Here is an 18,669-nt window from a genome sequence, read left to right on the forward strand (position 1 = left end):
AATCACCATACAACAAAAAAGGAGCCGAAGCTCCTAATTCTATTCTGATAAATCCCACCAGTAACTATTACCTAAGTTCTCCAGACGCTGCTGTGTTCTTGGTAAATAATCAGGATCAATCATGTTCTGCATTTTAGAATACAGCATTCGATCTACGACCAGTTTACTGTACCAAAGATTTTGTAATGGAATATTACTCTTCAGGGTATTGGCCACTTCCATCATCCGGGTAGATTCTTTCCCCTCAATGATGTTGTTACCCATACCTGTTAACAGCATACCCAACTTCATGCTTTGGCCTAATAATGGGCCACTGATAAAGTCTGATGCACTTCGACCAGTTGGATCTGAAAGTGCAGACATGATGTCCCCCAGGAAGGAAAGCCCCCCACCTTTAAGGAGTGACTTACCAAAGAAGTCAATCGTGAATACAGGCTCTGGATTCTTACCATTGGCCAAGTTCTGAGTCTGAACGATCAATGCACCTGCTAAAGTTTGATAAGCCAGTAGCGAAACTAGGAATGTCACTCGGCTCTTAATGTCCCCTTGAGCAAAGGCACGATGACCAATACGGAACATGTATGCCAAAGGAAAGCCTTTAAACTGGAATAGTGTTCTGCCTAATTCACCCTGAATGGTACCGGCTTCACCTAGATTAATAATGCTACGCTCACGTACACCAGCCTCAATGATGGCCACAGATTCCTCATTGAATAAATGAGTCTGGTACTTCATTGCTGCTTTATATCGAAAGTCAGCAATCGCACTTGTACTGTTATGCTTATCCTCTGGCAAGAACTGCTTAATGACATCATCAGAGGCATTGAAGAAATCATTCTGAGTAAGTACCGCCGTTCCATCTTCACGCTTGCTTGGCTCCAGCTGCTGCCATAACTGCCAATCGCGTTCGGTAATGCCATTCCCCTGTAGGATCTTAAGATCATCTGCACCGAGATCCTTCCAATCTGTTTTACGGGTCAACTCAGCAAGCTTATTCATATGCACTAGATTGAACGCTCGTTTCGCTCCTGCGGTCACGGCGTTCAGTCCTGACAGTTTCATCGTCATTGCAGCAAAAGCCTGCATACGTGCATTAAAACGGCCTGATTTAGTGGCACTACTGACAATATCAGCATCACCAAACCGGGTCATAGAGCCTGCCATCTCGCCAATACCTAAACCGAATCGTAATGCCTCATCACGTGTGGAACCCTGTTTCAATTGCTTCATGTATTCAGGGAGGATGGATTTGGTATAAGACAGGCCCAGCATATTAGCCACTTTCTTCATACTAGCATGATCGCCAAAGGTCGTTAATGTGGTTCCACCTAATTTAGATGCCACCATTAAAGCACGAAGACCACCCATGACATTTCCTAGGGTTGAATCAATCGCCCGGGTATTAGCATCGAGGGTGTTATACATTGATATAGCCCGGTGAGCCTGCTTATCAATCTCGCCGTGTTTTAATCCATTATCTGGATCAGCCTTAAGTTTTATCTTAGCTTCATCCAGCAACGATTCAAATGTATGACGTGGATTGGATCCAAGGTTCTGCATCATGGCTACTTCAGTACTCATACGCTGGGTATGGTTTTTCAGGATTTCATGAAAGCCGGCTTCATTGTAGGTACCATACTTCTTCTGGTAAGCCAACCAAGCATCACCATCTTTAAAATGCAATGCTCGCGCTTCCTGGTGTCGGTTTGCCATTTTTGAGCGACCACCTACTGGTGATGCTCCTGCTTTGGTCTGTTTATTTAGCACATGAAGATCTTTATTTGCGCCGTTGGTAGCGATAGTCTTATAGATCTCCTCCAACATGGATTTAAGTTCTAACTCATCCATAAGCTCGCCAGTATCTTTGACGTACTGATTTCGATCCGCACCAGCTAAAACATCATTTACCCATTCAGATTGGTCAGTTAAAGCAACCTTTTTCTGATCGTGCGAAGTCATAAAGCCAAAATTGTCCAGCTTCTTAATATTTCCGCCTGCACGATTGAATGCTAAGCGCATTTCTTCTAAAGCTGCACTGACCTCTTTAGCCATTGCAGTAATTTCAGGATTATCAGACTTGCCACCAAACATGACCCTGATAATGTCATCAGTCATGGCTTTGTTCACTGACATTCCAAACCGTTCTTGAGTTTTGGTAAATACATCAGCAACTAAGGACATCCAGCGACTATGTAAAGCTTGTGACTGCTTTTCTATAGACTGAATACCGCTTTGATCCGAGAAATAAGCAATCTTCCGCATTAATGCCTGAACAGGGTTTAATTTTGGATGGTTATAAATTTCAGTTTGAATCTGAGCTTTAATGACAGCATCTCTGGCAATATTCTGATTATTCTTAGCAATCTGCACGGCGAGATCCGAAGCTGTTTTCTGAGCAATAGCTTCAGCACGTTCAGCTGGGCTTTTAAAAATCCAATCAGAATCAGTTCTAGCCAATGTATTTTGCGCGCGGATATACAATGATGAAATGCGGTTACTATCTGCTGCACTAAGTCTTTTTTTACCTAAGGCCTTTGCGACCTGCTCTCTACATTCTGCTCTCATGCTGCTTCACTCCCATATCTTAATGCACAGCTTGCCAATGCTTTCACTGCCTGAATTTCATCTTTTGCGATTTCTTCTTGCTCTTTGACATAGTCCAATAGATCTCGGGATGACATCGTCACAATTTCTTCATTCCCGTTTTCATCCAGGCGCGTAAAGGTCACTTCCATATCGGGATCTGCTTCTAGAATTGAAACTGCTTCCCTACCGTCTGCCGTGTCAGTGAATGCGCCATATTCCCCTTTACTAGACTTGGTTAAGTCCGGTGCACCATCAACCTTGGACTTGCTAGGCTTCCAGAACTCCCGTTCTAATGCCTGAGTAGCTTTATGCTGTACCGCAGTCAATTCAGGACTATCAGCTTTACCATTAGCAGGATGGGCAAATAGATCATTCCCATTACGTGTAGCCTTTACCGGGCTAATGGTGCCATCCTGATTAATCTGGCGCTGGAATGTCGTATTAGAAGTACTATTGTGTAGCTCTTGAATAATTCCCCCATCCTCCATTAAACGCTCTCGTTTGAGATAGTTTTGCGATCTGGTCGGAGTCCAATTGTCTACACCATCAACAATTGAGTTTTGCGGAATATTTGAACCTGATGTTCTGGTATTGATATCTAAAGTGTTCGATTCTGGATCTGGAAGAATAACGCGTTGTTGTTCTGGCTCAAGCTGGTAAAGATCAGAGTCCAATGTATCCAAATTACGACTGGCACTATTACCAGGGCCAGATAAGTCGACCTGAGGTTCAACATACGGCGTTCGGTAAGCACCTCCTTCCGAATACTGATAATGCGCCGTAGCCTTGAGGTATTCCAGATCCTCCTTGGTCAATGGAGAAGATAGGGCTTCGAACTCTTCCTGGAGTGACTTAACACTATGCTCATCTGCACTGAGTACAAAAGGCATTGCTTCAACTTCAGCATCAGATTGGGACTTGTAAGCAGGTGGTGCAGTTATATCAGACTCAAACTGTGGGAACTCTGATTCGCTCCCTCGGACTTCGGTAGGATGTGCTGCACTTTGTGAACCGACATCACCATAAAGTTTAGCTATATCGTTCCAGCGCTTTTCGTATTTGGCCTTTACCTGCCCTACGGTCATACCATTGAATTGATGACTTGAAGTGATACCTTCTGCAATCTGTCTTGCAGTCTTTTTCTGATTGCCTTTACTCCAGCGTGTGGCCACATCAACAAAAAGCTCATTATCCTTAGCCTTTAAAAATGCTGGTCCACCACCCTCACCAAAGAAATGCAGGTAGTAAAGCTCTAGGCCATTCGGATCTCGATTAAAGTGGCTGCGGAAAACCTTGGCATTGTGCTCGTAGTAATTCAGGCCCGCTTTAATTTGATCATTACCATCAAACTTATTTTTACCTCCCATACGGGCAAAGGTGCTATCCAAAGTCTGGAATAAGCCGGTAGCGGACGATAGTAACTTACCGTTTCTGTCCTTTGGCTGGATTGAAGTGCTGAAAGTGCCACCAGTTTCCAAATGGGAAATGATTAAGGCATCCACTGGATTAATGCCTCGTTTAGAGGCTTCCTGAACAATCGTTTTTGTCCAAGGTTTTTTATCAAATACAGGATTAGTCAAAAGCTCCGCTATTACTGGCGCTTTATGTTCATCAGTATTGATAGCGCTTGGTCTTACAATAGCCTTCGGTGTACCTGTTATTGGTACCACTGGTGTGCTCGTTACGATTGCTTTGGGTGTTCCGCTCACTGGTGCTTTTAAGCTGACCAACTCATCATTCAATGCACTCTCCATTGCACTGTCTAAAGCATCAAAATGTGAATTGGCTTCTTTTGCATTAGTTGGGCTAAATGGATTCGTGCCTTCTGCATGCTCTATGTTGGCCTGTATATGAGCTGCATCATTCATGGTATCTACATTACTATGATCTTTAATCTGCTCTGGCCGTAATCGCCCTTTATTCGCCCATAAGTTGAGTAGTAAGGCCATCCCGCCGTTTGCTGCCAATGTGGACGGACTTAATGCATTTTCCTTTAATGCTTCGCCGTATTGAGCGACCTTCTTATTTTCATTGTTCTCTAAATATGAACCTTCGATATAGTCACCGGCTGAACCCGCTGCAGTAGCCAGCGCGGTAGTAGCTACGGCGTCAGCAATTACAGACTTAGACACACCATGGGTAGGAATAGCAAAACCCAAAGCATCTGCAACCCCTTTAACCGCACCACCGGTGCGAGCTGTTTGTATATCCGCCCCCTTATTGATTAAGTCTGATTTTTCGGCCTCATAAGTCTGATAGCCAAAAAGCCCTGAATTAAGTGCTAATCCAGGTACACCACCAGTACCAAGTGTAGTCACGGCGTTCCAACCAATACGAGTAAAATCTTTAGTTAAACCATAAGTAAACTCCCCTACTCCTCCTAAGTCATCAGGTTTAAAAATCTCGAGGTTTTGTGCTCTTAGGGCAGCTGCTTTCTTGTCACCTCGGATTAATGCATCTGGTGCTGTAGCGGCCTCAATGGTCCCCATTGCAACACCAGAAAGAGTCCCTAAGGCACCATCGGCAAAGCCACCACGCTGGCTTTTTGGTTTAAATCGTGGATCATCCTGATTTAATGTGAGTTCATCATCTGCTAAAAAATCCATAGATCACCTCATCGAACCGTAAAAGTTAAACGTTTTTTGCGTTGCTTATCATTCACATCCATGACGTACTTGGCACCATTTTTAAAATAGTATTTATATGGATTATGAGGATCTTGCTCCAATGGCAAATCGAGAAAGAAATCTTTATCCGAACCGCCGTATGCACGTGCATTACTTGAATTGAAAGTTTTTAGCTGATCATCAAAGGATTTTTCATTAACAGTATGTGGTCGCAATACAACTGACTTCGAACCAAAGAAACCGCCTGAGGTATATTTTCCACCAGTTACGTTTAATACAGCCTTATGAAATAAATCTTCATCAATAGATTTATTTAAAATACTTCCTTTTGAATCGGCTACTTGTCCCGACTTCTGCAGTAAATAGGCATAATTAGCCTTCACTGATTCTAAATAAATTTCAAAGTCTGGCTTGCCAGGAGAGGTAACACCTGATAGATAATTCGCCGTACTGGCTCTAAGTGCATTGTCATCAACTTTGACCAGATTTTTATCCAGCAAATCCTGTCCTGTGACAATCTGCCCAGCAATATCATTTAGTCCTCTGCGACCCAATGAGGCAGACAAGCGGTAGGCCCCACTATCCCCGGCAATGCTTTTGATCATATCGCGTGAGGCATTAGCGTTTCCTGCACTGGCTGTAAATAGATTGGTCAAAAGAGTAAGTTTGTCTCCAGGCTTTGCCTTACCCCAGTAATCCTTCAATTCTTGTTGCTGTTGAGTAGAAAGTGGATTAAGTGAACCATTTACACCGTCAATAATATTACTAGCGTGGATCGTTTTAATATTTTTGGATAATGCTGCAACTGCTTTAGGGTCTCCCATAATAATTGAGGTCGTTGGTACTGGTGTTAACTCCTGTCCAGTCTTAATTGAATATGCTAGAGATGAGTTATTTTTCTCATAGCCCAACATATTCTCATGCGTTTTAGACAGAAGGCTTAACTTCCAGCTCACGTCTTTAGCATTATCTTGCGCCGTATTTTGAGCTTCTGAACGTTTTTTACTGAGGTAAGCTTCACGCTCATCCGCTCCCAGTCTCATGAACTGCTGTACTTCAACCAAAGCCCCGCTGTACTGAACAAACTCAGATTCTTTACCTGTACCCTTAACACGTGCTAAACGGGATTTAATCACGTCTTCACTTGGGATCAAACCTGTTTCAATATCCGCCTTCATCTCATTAACAGCATCTTTGGCGTCATCTTCTAACTGCTTTTGCTGTAAGGCAACCGCTCGGTTATTCTGATCGATTTGACTTGATACCCGCCCACTCCAGTAGACAGCCTGCTCTTGAGTCAAATTAGGATGCTTTGCTATTACAGCCTCGGGAGTGGATAGTTCATTTAGCTTTTCGTTATCTGACTTATTTCCTAAATAAAATGTGGATACATCATTGCCAGCGCGATTATTTTTATACTCGTTAAAAGTGTCCTGGACATGAGCTAAAGGTAAATTTTTTGACTGTGCATACAGGGACAAACCACCCCAGACTTCTTGTTCTGAAGCATTAGGATTCTTGAGATAGTTTTCTCTCATATCCTTTAACTTTACAATTGCCTGCTGCTGCTCGGACTTCTGCGCGATCGGCAAATACTTCGATGCACTCTGGTAAGAATGCTGCTCAAAATAATTATTAAAGTTCTGCTCAAACTGTTTAGGGATTAGGTCTTTGTACTGACCCTTGATTGTTTCTAAGCTCTTTTGACGTTGAACTACGGCGTCATCATAGGCAATTGCACCACTTTGCATTTTAAGCAAAAGATCATCATCCACTACACTGATGTCCGCCCCAACCTTAGAGGATTGCAATGCAAGCTCAGCTTTGTCTTTCTTATCCTGCTCTATCTTTTGCTTTTCTTGTGCAAGTTTTTCTCTTTCATGCTGCTGCTGTGCAACTTGGGACATATTCTGCAATGCACCTGCAATCATCTGACCCGATTGATTTTGCGGCATCTGGATACGACCAACTTGAGGCATGGCATTACCAAAATTACCCATAGGAATTTTAGCCATTAATTTATCCTTCTAAATCTATTGAATAGAATCAATTTAGGACAGTATTAACCTTCAAAAAATGGGTGTATTTAGATGTAAAAAAAGGAGCTAATGCTCCTTGATTATTGATCAAAAACTAATATGCTTTGACTATTTCCAGCCCCCGGTTGTCTTTGGCGGTGCTGCTGTATTGATAGCGGCCTGATCGGGAGCTTTCTTTGATGCGGCATACTTGTTATAGCCATCAGCACCCGCAGAAACAGCATTTAAAACACCTGTTGCTGCTGCCGTATTTGCATTGCTTTTAAACTGACTGGCCTGCGTCTTTAAACGTTGTGACGAGTTATAGCCTGTAATTTCAGCCATATTCGCATCGTAATTTGCAGCCTGTTCAATTTCATCATTAATGACCAGTGCTGTACCTTCGTTCACATCTAGTCCATTCTGAGCCAAAGCAGCACGTGCAGCGGACTGTGTTTTTTCTTTTTCCTTACGGATGCGCTCGGCCTCTAACCGTCCACGAGCTTTTTCAGCATTCGCATCCGCTTGAGCTTGTTCACCTGCTGCTTTGTTATTTTGATAACTCGAATAACCAGTAATTGCTGCACTTGCTACCGCGGCTGCGGCTGCGGCTACTGCAAACCATGTCATACACTCACCTCAATACTTTTTAAAAATTGATTAATTTCGTGCTCAGGAACAATCAATTGCTCCTCTATCACGCCTAGATCGGTCTCTGTAGTTGGGTGAGCTGTCAACCAAGAGCTATCATCATGAAAATAAATAACTCGCTTAGTCCCAACCTTAGTCTTGATAATTTGTGGTGCTTCAAAATGTACTAATTCACCATTATCTAAAACTGATGCGCTCCCCTTTAAAATAATGAGAAAGTGTTCTGTCTTGTGCATCTTAGTGACCATCAGCGTGCCAGCTTTAGCATCCATCTGGCGCATATAGATATTGGGTGCGAAGTAGTTAAATACAGGAATATCAAGCTGTGGCAACTGCGCTACTTTCTCCTGAACATTCACTACATGAGCTATTTCTTCCTCTGCTCCACGTAAGATATGCGCCAACAATTCCTTATTTTCAGGGGGGATGATATCAGTCATGTTCAACTCATTTTCTACTAAGATACATTAAGTCTATAGATCTGTTTATGCAGAAAAATGGGTGTATACATCTAAAAAAAGGAGCACAAATTGCTCCTTTTTCGTATGGCCAAATTTTATTAAACATAGTGAGAAATATTTCTGACACCAGACTTACGTCCAACAGAAAGTGATTGAAGCACAGGTTTTATAAACTGAATCTTTTTAACAATTTCACCCATTGCTATATCAAAAGTATTTCGATTTACCATCCGCTTAAACTCTTTAGTTGGATCAAGATAGTACGCCGTGATAATCAATACATTTGGCGCCGTACTTAAACTTTTTAAGATTGCGAATAAATGTTGAAAATAGAACTCTTTATTATTCTTGTCAGCCAAATAGGTTAATCTATGAATTAATTCCTCCAAATTATCAGCTATTTTCAACAATTGCATTTGATAGCTTAACTCATATAACTGGTTGGGCTCTTTACAGTTAATTTCCCTCTGGAATTCATCAATTAAATATTCAACCCCATTGCATAGCTGAATTGACCTCACCATATCATTACAATCTAGGGGCTTATACGCTGGCTGCTTAATCATCAATCATATTCTCCAGTGATTAATTCGAGGGATGTCTTGATCTGTTTTTTCAGTAAAAGTTTTCCATAATTCAACAAATGCTTCGCCAGCTTCATAGTTTGGTCTGCCACCTTTTGCCCATTCGTTAATAGTACTAGCACTCGTAACTGGAAGCATGAAAGCAATCTTTTCACATGTCATTTCATGGTGCTCTTTTAGTTCCCGAATCATTTCCATGTAATTAGGTGCGCCGTAATGAATCGCAGCCTTAAGAAAAATTAATCTTTTTGATGCTCCAAAATTATTGAGCTCAACAAAAATCCCCATGTTTGTCCCCATAAGTTTTATTTCATTAGGGAACGATTCAAGTATTTAAAAAATGGGTATATTTGCCAACAAAACGCGCGCGCGCGCGAGGGAGAGTGCAAAACACCTATTTTTACTCCATTTCCCCAACCAAAACTGATTTTGAATTGGCAATTCGCCTTCCTATTATTTGAATATTTTTGTGCCTTCACATATCGCTCTAGTTTGCGCTCTAAGCTCCAAATAATTTTTAATGTACCTTTGGTTGTTTTTTTAAAAAATAGTTCACTACGCTCAAACCAATGAGAAATTAGGCCATATCTATAATTGATCTTTGGGTCATAGAATTAAATCTGTTTATATCTGGTGCCTTGAGCATCAGGCAAGACAATTCATTGGTAATCACTAGACCCAAATCGCTCTTAGAGAGAATGATTGGTTCAATGGTAGATTCATTGATAGGTTCTGCACCCCAATTTTGGGATCATTCAAAACCCCAAAAACGGGATCATTCAAAATACCAATATTGGGTATATTACCGTTTTCGGAATGATACCAATATTGGATACATTACCGTTTATAAACTCCCCCGAACAAAGACGGTTATTCAAGTTTTAAATGAATCTCCAAAGAGTACGTGCAGCAACAAAAGCCCAAATGCAGCAACAAAAAGTCTTACATGTAGAAACAGAAATTTTCTGATGCAACAACATTGCAAAAATAGAACCTCTTTGATGTTGTAACATGGCAAAGCTAGTTCAAAATTAATCCCTTTTATATCTGTCTATCTTTATTAATTTAAGAAAATTAGCAGGTGAAAAGATGTTCAAACAAAAATATATCATCACTATAGAGAGCGAATCGCCTCCTAAAATATGTCTTGGAGATTCGATACACGGCGCCACTGTTATTGCATTAGAAATAGAACAGTATCCTGATCTAGTTGATTTAGCATGGCTCACTAAACGCTTTCCAATGTCCAGAGAAACACTCTCTCAAAAACTAGAACTATTCAACGTAGGCAGTTCTGGAAAGAAACTCTATGACCCCAATGTTGTTATCCCTTTTCTTAAAACCGATTTGAAAAGTCGACGCGGACGACCAAGGAAGAATTAATGAAACATATAGATCCAAAGCTTAATACCTACACAATGCTATGCATGCGCTATGTATCACCAGTAGTTCACCTAGATACCATTGTCCAAGATTATTTCACGCATATGGATGTCAAAACGGCGCGTAAGAAAGCTAACTTCCATGAACTGCCATTTCCAGCATTTAAAATCGAGCAATCAGCAAAAGCTCCATGGATGGTACGACTCGAAGATTTTGCAATCTATCTAGATCAACAATATGCCCTACATCGCCATGACTACGATGCTATGAATTCATAATAAAAATTATCATTTAACTACTTAATTCAATATAGAAAAAAGTAAATTGAACGGCATTAAACACATTACTTGATATTTATGCATAGAATTTGTATTTTATGCACAACAATAAAATATTAGGTTTTAAAATGGCATTTCGTGCAGATGAAGCAGCAAAAGATGGACGTGATTCAGCAGAAAAATATTTACTATCTCGTTTAACAGATTTAAGTCCTCACGATCAAGCAAATAGCAGAATGGTTTTAATGGATTTATTTGATGAATTAGGTCCCGTTATTTACTGCTACCCTAGTTGGCATCCGCTAGTAAGTGATAAACGTGTAGATTATGATTTAACATCACCAAGTAAAGAATGTGGTTATCGAGGCTTGGATCATACTGTTTACTTTGCGAATGGATTTATCACCTGTCCATATGATGATGGCCAAAAAGTTTTGGATTCTGTAGCAGAGCTTAAGCCAAACCCTGTTGCAGATATTACTGCTGAACGCTTAAATGTACGATTTTACGCCTCTAGTGCTACTCCTATTCTTGTTCGATGCAACTGGTTAAAACCTTTGTCAAAGGATGGAACAATACCTCTATCGATTGCTGTTCCATTGTTATTGGAAAACGAACTACCTGAATGGAGAACTTCACAAGTTGGCGAAACATGGGATTCAATGAGTTCCTATTTTTTAGGAAAACCTCATGGTAAGCGCTCGTCCTTATTTGTAAATCAAGAAACAGGGCAAGGAATTAAAAAAATATGGGAGTCTCTAATCAACACTGGGATGTTTGGTCCAGTAATGATTAGGCCATAAATCAAAAAAGCTCTCTTCTGAGGGCTTTCACATCTAAATAGATCCTCTATAACAAATTCACATGAGCTTTTAAATCAATCTGATACAGGCCATATCACTTATCAGATTCGATTAAGCTCAATTGCCTTTCGGCTATCAGCTCTATACTATTTTCAACAATATACTTGGCTCACATATCCATGTTTGATACCCAGCTCTCCCTAAGTGAATACCTTGCAACGGTCCAAGAAGTTATCCGTATAACTTTTAATGAACCGGTATGGGTAAAAGCTGAAATCCGAAACCTCAGCATTAAAGGTGGCCATTACTATTTAGAGCTGGCTGAGAAAGATGAAAATACAGATAAGGTCATTGCCAGCTGTAAAGCAACAATCTGGAAGTTTTCCGCTGCAAAAATGGTTTTAAAATTCGAACGTGAAAGTGGAATTGAGCTATCCAAGGATCTAAACGTATTAATCAAAATTAAAGCTAAGTTTGATCCCCAGTATGGCTTTTCAGTCAATGTAGAAGATATTGATTCAAGCTACACCTTAGGCGATATTGCACGGCGTTATCAGCAAATATTAGAACGCTTAACCACTGAAGGGTTGGTTGATAAAAATAAGTTACTCCCTACTCCTTTTGATATTCAAAATGTCCTGGTGATTGCACCTGAAAATGCAGCTGGTCTTGGTGACTTCAAAAAAGATGCAGATGCTTTAGATAAAGCCGATGTCTGTCATTTCATTTATCACACCGCGACCTTTCAAGGTAATACTGCCGCCGTGAGTATTATTAATGCCCTGGGTAATGGTTTACGTCAATGGGCTTTAAACTTTGATACTGCTCCAGATCTGATCGTTATTATTCGCGGTGGTGGTGCAGTAAATGATTTGGCTTATTTAAATGACTACGACTTAGCTGCCCTACTCTGTAAACGTTCAGTTCCGATATGGGTCGGTATTGGCCATGAAAAAGACCGGACCATATTAGATGAAGTGGCTAATCGGTCTTTTGATACTCCAAGCAAAGTGATTGGTGGTATTCGTAATCTGATTGTTGAACGCACTCAGGAAGTACTGGACTCTCTACAGAAGATTAAACTTTTATCTCAGCATCAAATCACGGCGTATCAAAGTCAAAATGATCAATACATCAGAGTGATCAAGACTCTTGCTCATGGACAGATCAATGAAGCAAATAAAGCATTAGACATGATGAAAGGTACAACACAGTACTTAGCGCAGCAGCAAACCAAATTAGCATCAAATCAAGTTGAATCATTGATACGTGAGACCCTATTACAGAATCCAAGAAATGTGATGGCTAAAGGCTACGGAATTGTTCGTAGCGAGGGAAAAGCTATACGCTCTATTAAACAGATTTCAGGTGATAACATCCAAGTAGAATTACAGGATGGTACCATTCAAGCAAATGTAACGAAGGTAATTGGTAATGAGTAAAAAAGAACTCTCTTTCAAGGAAGGCTATGAAGTCCTTAAAAAGAATGCTGAGCTATTGGAGTCACAAAATGAGCCAGACATCGACAATTTAATGAAAATCGTTGAAGAGTCCATGACAGCATATAAAGCCTGTAAGACACGTGTAGATGCTGTGCAACAGGCTTTGAATGAAACGTTCAATAGGAATAGCGATTAATTAGATAGCGTCCCAATAACTTCATGACATTAAGCAATATTCAAATATTTTTTATCAAAACCCTCTAAAAGCAACATGTTCTATAAAAACCTAAGTGATTAGAGATGTCTTTAATCAAGCAATGGTCAAGCAAATAAATAAAAAATTAAACATTAAAATGGTGAAGTTAAGAATTTCTAAGAGGTACTTTTGTTTTTTGTTGGTATTTTTGTTGGTATAAAAAAAAATTAAAAATATTTATCTTTTTAAAAACAATTTATTAATTAAAATATGTGAATCCCTCTTTCCCGCCAAAATTTTAAAGACCTTAATCGAAAGATTAAGGTCTTTTTTTTATGCTGAACATTCTTATTTAGACTTGGCACAAAGTCTGCTTCATAAAAACGACTCTTCACAAAACAGAATAATTTGCACCACAAAGTGAAATATTTATTCAAAAATAAACGCTTGAACCTGATTCAAACTTGAGCTAAAACAATTTCTAAGGGAGGTTAAAATAAATCATCAATGATCATCTAGATGCAATGTTTATGAAGCACAATTCATTTGCGGTATATAACTAGCGAAACACTAAATTGACCAATAAAACTGCTATTCGGGAGTCAGAATGAATAACAGCACCAATTATGTCAAACAAATTAAAAACGCTAAACGAGGCGGTTATACCCCAACCCTTGCAAAGGATGTCAACAAACATAAAATTCAAAAAGCAATTCGTCTGATTGAACAATGGAGAACGCTGGCCAATGAACTCAAACCTCAAATGCAACTCGACATGGCTTTTACGTTGGAAGAATGTGCCCAAGACCTCGATCAAATTTTAAGGAGCAAATGAGTTCCATGTTTTCACTTAACCCTATTTAAAAACAGTTTCATCACAGCCCTCAAATTTTATTCTTAGCTTTCACCCACCCTTTGGTGGGTGAAGTTTGCACAAACAATCATGTGCATTTCAATCGCTCACTTTTTGGCTTGCGTTTTCAAGAAAATCCGCTATTATTCTCACCACGTTGCCGGCATAGCTCAGTTGGTAGAGCAACTGACTTGTAATCAGTAGGTCCACAGTTCGAATCCGTGTGCCGGCACCATTTTATACTTAGCCTCGCTTTTTAGTGAGGCTTTGTTGTTTCTGGCCCTTTGGTTTTTTATTTCATTTTAAATGTCTTTAACTGCTGTAATTTGAACATAGCGCACGATGCCCTGTTCAAATAATTTCTGGCAGAGCTTAGCGGTCATTTTAATTTTGAAATGATCCAAATTTTGAGCGACCTGTTGGACTAAATGCACATGATAATAACGAGAAAACCCCGCCAAAACTGCATCTGATAAATCTTCAATAGCGACCTGCTGATAGTCTTGTGCTTCTATCGAATGCTTCAAATCCACTTCTAACTGAAGATGTTCCAAATGAACATCGGCTGCTTTTAACAGCATTTTCAGTTGAAGTTTCTCAAAACGATTTAAATTCAAAAATGCATCACTCAACATCAGATAGTGAAAACCGATGCGCCCTTTTGAATTTAAAACAGAATAGATTGAACTTAGAAATGAATTTAAATCACCGTGATAAGCGGCATCGAGGCAAAACACCACATCAAAAGGTGCTGAAAATAGCTTTGAATTTAAATTTAAAAATGACGTTTGAATGATGTGTATATTTGAATTTAAAGTGTGTTGTATACGCTGAACACATTCGGCTTGTAACTCAACCGCACAAAGTTGCTGAACATGGTAATGCTGCTGCCACAGCAATAGACTCGCGCCCTGCCCACAACCCAAGTCTAAAACACGGTCATTTGATTTTAGCTGTAATCGATCAGCAAGATGTGTTGCCAGTGTTTGGCAAGCCTCAGGATAGGATGACCTTGCGTCATCCCAATAGCCAAGATTGCTCCAAGCCAATACAGCGTGATCTCCCAATTGTTTTGCATCAATTGCATATTTATGTTTGGGCAGATGTCGCTGTAAGGTTTGGAGCCATTTCATGCTTTAGTAGCCGAGTTGTGGGGCAACCTCAACTTTAGGTTTTAATCCAACAAACGGCAATGGTGCACCGAAAATTTCTGCAATATGCATTGCTGAAGTGACGGCAGACTCTAAAATAGGCAGACCATCACACGACCATGAACCACAGAAGAAGACTTTTCGGTTAGCACTCTTATGGCGTTGTTGTAACTCTTGATTCAAAGCCACAGTTTGCGAGTCCACCACCGCACGGGTCAAAGTTACTGTTGAAATCACTTTTTTCGGGTCAATCTCGGTCACAGGCTGCCACGTTTGGAACACGGCGTTTTTACCGACCAGACTTGGTTCGACTGAATTGAGCCAAACGGTGAACTGTTGACGGGTAAACTTACGGTCCATCATATAGCTCAGCACCGACCAGTCTTTACGCTTAGGCGGCATCACGGAAGGATCAGTATGGATCACCAGCTGACCTTGCTCAAAACGGAACTGTTTTAACAGGGTAATATCATCTGCAAACTGAACAGGATCTAAAAACTCTTCAATTTTTGTGGTTGGCGTTGCCACCACCACACGGTCAAACAGTTGCTGTTCGCCCTTATTATTTTCAACCAAAACCTTGTCACCTTGTTCAGTGACTTTGCTAATAGCAGATCCGCTTTGGATATTGATGTTTTCAATCAATTTATCGACCAAGGCAGGTGTTCCCCCTTGTATACGCAATAAAGCATCACCATCCGTCAACTGACGTAAAAAGATCAGCAGCGGTTTCGCTGGCCATTCGCCAATGGTTTTTGGATTACAGGTACAGATGGTATAGAGCACAGGCATGACTGCGCCATGCCAAAACACTTCTTCAATGTCATGCTGGTTGATAAATTCAGCCAAGGTAATGTCTTGATCTTTAGATTTGAAGAATTTAGCAATCGCGGTTTTAAGCTGCAACATACCTTTAACCAAGCGCCATCCATACTGCTGTAGGCCTTTACGGTTATTGATAATCGGGAAATTGCCAATGCGGCTACGCGTAGTGGTTAACCATGTTTCTGTACGGTCTTCAAACAACCAACTACATGCCATATAGGTGCGTACTGGATACGTTTTGATGCCTAAATAAGTCGCAAGACTTAAGGTATTTTTCCATAAGTGTGGGTTCATGACACGTAACGGAGCATCAATCAGACCACCTTCAAACTCTGTACTGTGGCTATCCATCCCTCGCCCAGTCAGTGCTTCGAAAATAGTGATATTATGCCCAGCATCCTTTAGAATTCTTGCGGTAGCAAGACCGGCCATGCCGCTACCAATAACTGCAATATCCAAAATTATGATCCGTCAGTCTGACTTATATTGACTGAAATTATGACCCAATGTCGAAAAAATAGGGCTATTAAAAAATACCAGAATCACATTTTTTCATGTGCCGCACCGATAGGACGATATCTGCTTAAATTACATTTCATTACAGTAAAAAATCACTCAAATAAGCACGCGTTTTTTATAGATTTTATTTCAAATAAAAATATAAGTTGTTTAAAAACAAGGTATATAAATTAACTATTTTTATAACATCTGTTTTACAAACTGGCGAAAAGGCGCTAAGATGCGCCTCGCATAAAAACGATAAATACATCACACAATAATCCATGACCAACTATGCAAAACAAGAAGACTACAGCGCCTAAAAAATCCCTACCCTTGACCGAGTAGGGATTTCTTCTTTTTAGCGACAAGATTTTAGTCCACCACAGCAACAGGGATTTCACCAAACTTGCCACGATTAAAATCATCAAAAGCTTGCACAATTTCCGCTTTGCTATTCATCACAAATGGACCATAACCTTGAATCGGTTCATTCAGGGGTTCACCGGTCAACACCAAAAACTTAGTGTCTTGCAGCGCTTGTAGTTGAATTGCAGCTTCGCCATCTTGAGCGAACATCACAATGGAACTATCCACCACTTTTTGCGTGCCATTAATCAGCACTTCACCACTGAGCACCACCACAATCGTGTTATGCGTGACGGGCACATGGATAAAAGTTTCGTACTCTGCTTTTAATTCACCATCCCAAACATTGACGGGACTATACGTTTGAGCAGGGCCATGATGACCACCAAACTCACCCGCAATCACACGTATGTGTCCAGCATTATCATCCATTTCGATGCGCGGGATATCTGCCACGGTCAAGGCTTGATAACGTGGTGTGGTCATTTTGCCTTTGGCTGGCAAATTCACCCAAAGTTGCACCATTTCAAACAAACCACCATGCTCAGCAAAGGCAGGAGAATGAAACTCTTCATGTACCACACCTGAACCCGCAGTCATCCACTGTACATCGCCAGTATTGATGGTACCACCGCCGCCGCTAGAGTCTTTGTGCGTCACTTCACCACTATAGGCGATGGTAACCGTTTCAAAACCACGATGCGGGTGTGAACCCACACCACGTTGCGATGTGGTTGGATCAAATTTGTAAGGTGCAGCATAGTCCAAAAGTAGAAACGGACTAATCGCTTGCCCTAGGCGATCATATGAGAAGAGGTTTTTGACAGGAAAACCATCACCCACCCAATGCATGTCTTGATTACGATAAACACCAATTACTTTTTTCATCTTGGAACTCCTATCTCGATAGGATGAATATGCAATCTATACTACCCCTTTCCTCATCCGTCTTATAGCACTGCGCTAGTACACACAATCACACGAATAGGACAATCTCGTTAAAATCGTATCACCCACATAAAAACCAATTTAAAAACAAAGCCTTTCTTTATCTTTATGGCATATTTTTGCTCAAATTTTCCTATTTTTAAGATTAAGCATCTCGTTTGGCTTATTTTATTGTCTCATTTTCCTACCTATGATGATGTTCAAGCTCAAGGCACTAACCTTCTTACTGATTGCCCTGAGACTCGACTGATAATCACAACGAGGACAGAAAAATGGCGAAACCTTATATTCGTTTAGATAAAGATAATGCAGCGGTTCTTTTGGTTGACCACCAAGCGGGTCTACTTTCACTGGTCCGTGACATTGACCCTGACAAATTTAAAAATAACGTACTCGCACTGGCTGCTGCCGCGAAATATTTTAATCTTCCCACCATTCTGACCACCAGTTTTGAAGAGGGTCCAAACGGTCCTTTGGTCCCTGAATTGGTCGAAATGTTCCCCGATGCACCCTATATTGCACGCCCAGGGCAAATCAATGCATGGGACAATGAAGACTTTGTTCAAGCCGTGAAAGCCACAGGTAAAAAACAATTGATTATTGCGGGTGTAGTAACTGAAGTCTGTGTGGCCTTCCCTGCACTGTCAGCACTGGAAGAAGAGTTTGATGTCTTTGTGATTACCGATGCATCGGGAACCTTTAACCCCATCACCCGTGATGCAGCATGGGATCGCATGTCTCAGGCAGGCGCGCAGCTGATGTCATGGTTTGGTGCAGCATGTGAATTACACCGCGACTGGCGTAATGATATTGAAGGCCTCGGTTCACTCTTTGCAGCGCATATTCCAGACTATAAAAACCTGATTCAAAGCTATAGCAAAAATACAGCGCAGAAATAATTCAACCTGAGCAAAAGCGATCTTCGGATCGCTTTTTTGTCGTGCGCAATCGTTAGCGATGATACAGTATCAGATCATCCATCACAGACTGCCTTCG

Annotated in this window: 17 protein-coding genes and 1 tRNA gene; 8 read left to right on the forward strand and 10 right to left on the reverse strand. The window is 40.8% G+C overall.

Annotated elements, in window-relative coordinates; genetic code table 11:
• Positions 1-39: 39 nt before the first annotated feature.
• The 7 genes from F986_RS02390 to F986_RS02420 all read right to left on the reverse strand — a co-directional run bounded on the left by F986_RS02390 (position 40) and on the right by F986_RS02420 (position 9,215).
• Positions 40-2,565 carry a hypothetical protein gene (locus F986_RS02390; RefSeq protein ID WP_004691607.1) on the reverse strand — a complete coding sequence of 842 codons (2,526 nt, stop codon included), beginning with the start codon at positions 2,563-2,565 and terminating at the stop codon, positions 40-42.
• The gene (locus F986_RS02395; RefSeq protein ID WP_004691608.1) at positions 2,562-5,192 is read right to left on the reverse strand and encodes a lysozyme family protein; all 2,631 of its coding nucleotides are present in this window, start codon (positions 5,190-5,192) and stop codon (positions 2,562-2,564) included. Before F986_RS02395 ends, F986_RS02390 begins: the two co-directional genes overlap by 4 nt.
• 8 nt (positions 5,193-5,200) lie before the next feature.
• A complete protein-coding gene (locus tag F986_RS02400) occupies positions 5,201-7,120 on the reverse strand; it encodes a hypothetical protein (protein WP_227555160.1) in 1,920 nt (639 codons plus the stop codon).
• 240 nt (positions 7,121-7,360) lie between these two features.
• Positions 7,361-7,861, reverse strand: coding sequence for a hypothetical protein (locus F986_RS02405; RefSeq protein WP_004691610.1), 501 nt, complete (start codon positions 7,859-7,861; stop codon positions 7,361-7,363).
• Positions 7,858-8,322 (reverse strand): hypothetical protein, encoded by a 465-nt coding sequence (locus F986_RS02410; RefSeq protein ID WP_004691612.1) that lies wholly within the window; start codon positions 8,320-8,322, stop codon positions 7,858-7,860. Before F986_RS02410 ends, F986_RS02405 begins: the two co-directional genes overlap by 4 nt.
• 119 nt (positions 8,323-8,441) lie before the next feature.
• The gene (locus tag F986_RS02415; protein ID WP_004691613.1) at positions 8,442-8,909 is read right to left on the reverse strand and encodes a hypothetical protein; all 468 of its coding nucleotides are present in this window, start codon (positions 8,907-8,909) and stop codon (positions 8,442-8,444) included.
• 3 nt (positions 8,910-8,912) lie between these two features.
• Positions 8,913-9,215 (reverse strand): hypothetical protein, encoded by a 303-nt coding sequence (locus F986_RS02420; RefSeq protein ID WP_004691615.1) that lies wholly within the window; start codon positions 9,213-9,215, stop codon positions 8,913-8,915.
• 801 nt (positions 9,216-10,016) lie between these two features.
• Here F986_RS02420 and F986_RS02425 point away from each other — a divergent pair.
• The 7 genes from F986_RS02425 (at position 10,017) to F986_RS02455 (ending at position 14,117) form a co-directional block, all read left to right on the forward strand.
• A complete protein-coding gene (locus F986_RS02425) occupies positions 10,017-10,310 on the forward strand; it encodes a hypothetical protein (RefSeq protein ID WP_004691616.1) in 294 nt (97 codons plus the stop codon).
• Positions 10,310-10,588, forward strand: a complete 279-nt coding sequence (locus F986_RS02430) for a pyocin activator PrtN family protein (RefSeq protein ID WP_004691618.1) — start codon at positions 10,310-10,312, stop codon at positions 10,586-10,588. Before F986_RS02425 ends, F986_RS02430 begins: the two co-directional genes overlap by 1 nt.
• A 128-nt stretch (positions 10,589-10,716) precedes the next feature.
• The gene (locus tag F986_RS02435; protein ID WP_004691619.1) at positions 10,717-11,391 is read left to right on the forward strand and encodes a hypothetical protein; all 675 of its coding nucleotides are present in this window, start codon (positions 10,717-10,719) and stop codon (positions 11,389-11,391) included.
• 179 nt (positions 11,392-11,570) lie between these two features.
• The gene (gene xseA, locus F986_RS02440; protein WP_004691620.1) at positions 11,571-12,833 is read left to right on the forward strand and encodes an exodeoxyribonuclease VII large subunit; all 1,263 of its coding nucleotides are present in this window, start codon (positions 11,571-11,573) and stop codon (positions 12,831-12,833) included.
• Positions 12,826-13,029, forward strand: coding sequence for an exodeoxyribonuclease VII small subunit (gene xseB, locus F986_RS02445; protein ID WP_004691622.1), 204 nt, complete (start codon positions 12,826-12,828; stop codon positions 13,027-13,029). Before xseA ends, xseB begins: the two co-directional genes overlap by 8 nt.
• A gap of 607 nt (positions 13,030-13,636) precedes the next feature.
• Positions 13,637-13,864, forward strand: coding sequence for a hypothetical protein (locus tag F986_RS02450; RefSeq protein WP_004691623.1), 228 nt, complete (start codon positions 13,637-13,639; stop codon positions 13,862-13,864).
• Positions 13,865-14,041: 177 nt separating this feature from the next.
• Positions 14,042-14,117: transfer RNA gene (locus F986_RS02455), tRNA-Thr, on the forward strand.
• Between the two features lie 67 nt (positions 14,118-14,184).
• On the opposite strand, the gene F986_RS02460 is transcribed toward F986_RS02455, so the two are convergent.
• The 3 genes from F986_RS02460 to F986_RS02470 all read right to left on the reverse strand — a co-directional run bounded on the left by F986_RS02460 (position 14,185) and on the right by F986_RS02470 (position 17,613).
• Positions 14,185-15,015 carry an SAM-dependent methyltransferase gene (locus F986_RS02460; RefSeq protein ID WP_004691624.1) on the reverse strand — a complete coding sequence of 277 codons (831 nt, stop codon included), beginning with the start codon at positions 15,013-15,015 and terminating at the stop codon, positions 14,185-14,187.
• Between the two features lie 3 nt (positions 15,016-15,018).
• Positions 15,019-16,317, reverse strand: coding sequence for an FAD-dependent oxidoreductase (locus F986_RS02465; RefSeq protein ID WP_004691626.1), 1,299 nt, complete (start codon positions 16,315-16,317; stop codon positions 15,019-15,021).
• A gap of 414 nt (positions 16,318-16,731) precedes the next feature.
• Positions 16,732-17,613 (reverse strand): pirin family protein, encoded by an 882-nt coding sequence (locus tag F986_RS02470; RefSeq protein WP_004691628.1) that lies wholly within the window; start codon positions 17,611-17,613, stop codon positions 16,732-16,734.
• 332 nt (positions 17,614-17,945) lie between these two features.
• Here F986_RS02470 and ycaC point away from each other — a divergent pair, with 332 nt between their 5' ends.
• Positions 17,946-18,572 carry an isochorismate family cysteine hydrolase YcaC gene (gene ycaC, locus F986_RS02475; RefSeq protein ID WP_004691629.1) on the forward strand — a complete coding sequence of 209 codons (627 nt, stop codon included), beginning with the start codon at positions 17,946-17,948 and terminating at the stop codon, positions 18,570-18,572.
• Positions 18,573-18,669: the final 97 nt, after the last annotated feature.

The sequence above is a fragment of the Acinetobacter johnsonii CIP 64.6 genome (assembly GCF_000368045.1).
Lineage (GTDB): Bacteria > Pseudomonadota > Gammaproteobacteria > Pseudomonadales > Moraxellaceae > Acinetobacter > Acinetobacter johnsonii.